Here is a 3,472-nt window from a genome sequence, read left to right on the forward strand (position 1 = left end):
TCTGGACGCGGCACCCGGATATTTCCGTCGACCACCTGATCTCCGACGATCCTCGCGACTACCGCCGCGCCGAAGTCGAATTGCGCATTCGCTACGGATTTGGATCGTGGCCGGACGAGAATGCCGAGCTGCTTTTCGACGAGACCATCTACCCCGTTTGCGGGCCTGGCTTTGCGAGCAGGCACCGCGATGCAACCGCGCAATCGCTGGCTGACCTGCCGCTGCTGCATGTTGATTGGGTTGATCCCGACTGGGCCGGCTGGGACGAGGTTTTGCGGCGCGCAGGCGTGCCGCACGGTTCGACCAGAGGTCGGCGCTTCGGCAAGTTCTTCGTGGCGCTGCAGGCCGCCCAGGCCGACCAGGGCGTTGCCGTTGGCTGGCACCGCCTGGTCGAGGCGCAGATCGACGAAGGCAAGCTGGTCAGGCTGACGGATCTGGAGCTGCCGGCGCCGGGCGGCTACTACCTCACCTGGAATGACAACCGCATGCTTTCCCCCGCTGCCGAAAGCCTGCGCGGCTGGATTCGGGAAATAGCGGCACAGGAGCGGGGAAGCTAGAACTCCCCGCCGCGATGCCGCTGCATCTCCCATTGACCAGCCAGACGATCCCTGCCAAACCGCGCCCCCGCATTGTGACAGGCTGTTGCGCGCCGTGTCGGAACAAATCCAATCGGCACTGGTTTCGATCTTGAAGGGACCGCAACGCGAGCGGAAAGATGGTTGAAATTTACAGCTTCGAAATGGACAAGGCGCGGCAGCGTGCCGGCCGCGCGGAACTGGCCCTGGAACGGGCTGAAAAACTGCTGGAGGGGGACGGCAACGTCGCCGTCAATTTGGCCCTGTGCTGCAGGATCAGAGGTGCGCAGCGGCGCGTGAGCGAGGCCAAGGCACGGCTGAAGAAGATCGAGTCCGCCAGAAGACTTCGCACCGGTTGATCGGATCCCTCTTGGATTAGCAAATGTAACTGCGAGCGCGGCGGCGCGTGTGCTAGATTAGGATGTGCTGGTGTTCTCCTGGGAGGAACCGTCGTTGAGTATTGCATCCAAGCTCGCCGCAATGTCGGCGGGGCTGCTCGCTAGGCGTGTAGCCGCCGCCGCTCAACCCACTGCTGCCGTCAAACCCATCCGGTCATCGCTCGCCGACATTCCTCTCCGGCGCCAGCCTCTTCCGTTCAGGCCACGACCGCCGATCCGACCGTGCAGCAATATGTGACCTGAAGCCTGTCAATCGCCGCACTGCTGCGCCTGGTGGCATTGAGTCTATCTATCGACAAGGCTCGTGCCGCCGGCAACCGCCGATCGCAGTTTGCTCGGCGGCATTCCAAATGTCTCCCGGAAAACCCTGGAGAAATGCGACGCGTTCTCGAAGCCGACTTCGATGGCGATGTCGAGCATCGGCACGCTGGTCTCGAGTAGAAGCTGCTTTGCCCGCTCGAGGCGCACCTTCTTGTAGACGAGCGCCGGGGAGGTTTTCGTCTTCTCCATGAACAAGCGTTCCAGCTGCCTTCGCGACAATCCAACCGATGCCGCGATCTCGGATATCGAGATTGTATTCTCGATATGGTTTTCCATCGCAATCAGCGCCGCCTGAAGCCGCGGATCGTTGCATTCGATCGAGAGCGGTCGGCGCGGCTGGATGTGCAAGGCCGGGCGCGCCTTGTCGATCTGCAGGACCTCGAGCGCATTTCTTTCGGCGCGTTCGCTGATATGACGCCTCACGATCGATGCTGCCATGTCCGCGGCACTGCTGCCGCCGGCGCACGATCCCCTCGTCCGATCGAGGTTGAAGATGCGGTCCGACCTGACTTCGTGATCCGGGAAGCGCTGACGGAATGCCTGGTAGTGCAGCCAGCTGACGCAGGTCCGATGGAACTTCATCAGGCCGGCGTCCGCAAGCACGAAGGTCCCCGTGCAGACGCCGATCAATGGCACTTTGCCGGCGGCTGCCTTCTTGAGATAGCGGACCGTCTCGTCGTCGACCGGGAACTCGGTGTTCAACAGCCCGCCGACGACGACGATATAGTCGAACAGACTGGGGTCCACGAGATCCGATGTCGGCGCGACCTGCACGCCGCAGCTGGAGGTGATCAGGTGCCGAGTGCTGGCCAGAACCTGCCAATCGGCAAAGATGCGGCCCGACCGGTCCGCCTCGTCGCTGGCCAGACGCAGCGTATCGACGAACAAGGCGAAGGCTGAAAGGGTGAACGAACGCGCGAGCACAAAACCGATTTTCAGTCGGTTCATCTCGGCAATTCCGCTTGCGGATTTCATCGATCGTTTCCTTCGCTTCGGCCACTTGCGGCTTCGAGGCTCGTCGCCAGCGCTGCTATCCTACCGGCAAAATTGTGGCCATGATGCGGGCGGAATAGTCGCACTGATGCTCCATGAACGACATGACGACCTCAGGCTGAAGCGAGCGGCCTCTACGCAATCTGGAATCCATGGGCCAGGGGATCGCGGTCATCGACGAATATCGTGTTGTGACCGATGATGCGGGCCCAGCCGCCGACGCTTGGCTTGATCCCCTTGAAAGGACCGATGTCGGTCTCCGCCTCGACGCGGCCTTCGAACACCGTGCCGATCAGGCTTTCCTGGCGGAAAATGTCACCGACCTTCAGCCGGCCCTTGCCATGGAGTTGCGCCATGCGTGCCGAGGTGCCAGTGCCGCCCGGCGAACGGTCGATCGCCTTGTCGCCATAGAACACCGCGCCGCGGCCGTCGGCATTGGTGGTTGACGGCTTGTCGCACCAGATGGCGTGGTGCACGCCGCGGATCCTTTCATCGTCGGGATGAACCGGATCGCAGACTGGTTCGAGGGCCTCGCGAAGACTGCGGCTGAGATCCACGATGTCGCTGGCCGATAGACCGTCGAGGCCCCGCCACGACTCTTGCGGCTCAACGACAGCGTAGAAGTTGCCGCCATAGGCGATGTCGACGACGAGCCGGCCGAGGCCAGGGACATCGACGGCGACATCCGCGGCATGGAGGTAACTGGCGACGTTGAACATAAGGACGGAGTCAACGAATTCGCCCGGCTTTTCGTACCGGATATCAACCCGTCCCGCGGGCGTCTCGATGGAAAGCCTGTCCGGGACTCGGGGCGTCACCAGGCCTTCCTCGAGCGCCGCCGTCACCAGTCCGATCGTGCCGGCGCCGCACATCGGCAGGCAGCCGCTGACCTCGATGAAGATGACGGCGAAATCGCAGTCCTCGCGATATGCCGGGTAGATGATCGCGCCCGACATGATGTCGTGTCCACGCGGTTCGAACATCAGTGCCTGCCGGATCCAGTCATGATCGCGCATGAAGAGTTCACGCCTCTCGGCGATCGGGGCGTGGGGCAGCAAGGGGCCACCCCCTGCAACGAGCCGAACCGGATTGCCGCACGTATGGGAATCGATGCAGAAGAAGCTGCGGCGCATGCTCTCTCTCTTTGCCGTACCGGCTCAACTTTCACATTGCGCGGCCAGGGCT

At 62.6% G+C, this 3,472-nt stretch carries 4 protein-coding genes; 2 read left to right on the forward strand and 2 right to left on the reverse strand.

Annotated elements, in window-relative coordinates:
• Both EN745_RS32060 and EN745_RS32065 read left to right on the forward strand, forming a co-directional pair.
• A partial coding sequence (locus tag EN745_RS32060; RefSeq protein WP_245487886.1) for a LysR substrate-binding domain-containing protein occupies nt 1–557 on the forward strand: 557 nt, incomplete at its 5' end.
• A gap of 158 nt (nt 558–715) precedes the next feature.
• Nucleotides 716–934: a hypothetical protein gene (locus EN745_RS32065; RefSeq protein ID WP_126056439.1), complete on the forward strand. Its 219-nt coding sequence runs from the start codon at nt 716–718 to the stop codon at nt 932–934.
• A 324-nt stretch (nt 935–1,258) separates the two neighbouring features.
• On the opposite strand, the gene EN745_RS32070 is transcribed toward EN745_RS32065, so the two are convergent.
• On the reverse strand, nt 1,259–2,269 hold the full coding sequence (locus EN745_RS32070; protein WP_127423101.1) for a GlxA family transcriptional regulator: 1,011 nt from the start codon (nt 2,267–2,269) through the stop codon (nt 1,259–1,261).
• Nucleotides 2,270–2,421: 152 nt separating this feature from the next.
• Nucleotides 2,422–3,420, reverse strand: coding sequence for a 4-hydroxyproline epimerase (locus EN745_RS32075; protein ID WP_127423102.1), 999 nt, complete (start codon nt 3,418–3,420; stop codon nt 2,422–2,424).
• Nucleotides 3,421–3,472: the final 52 nt, after the last annotated feature.

The sequence above is a fragment of the Mesorhizobium sp. M4A.F.Ca.ET.022.05.2.1 genome (genome assembly GCF_003998845.1).
In the GTDB taxonomy this organism is placed as follows: Bacteria; Pseudomonadota; Alphaproteobacteria; order Rhizobiales; family Rhizobiaceae; genus Mesorhizobium.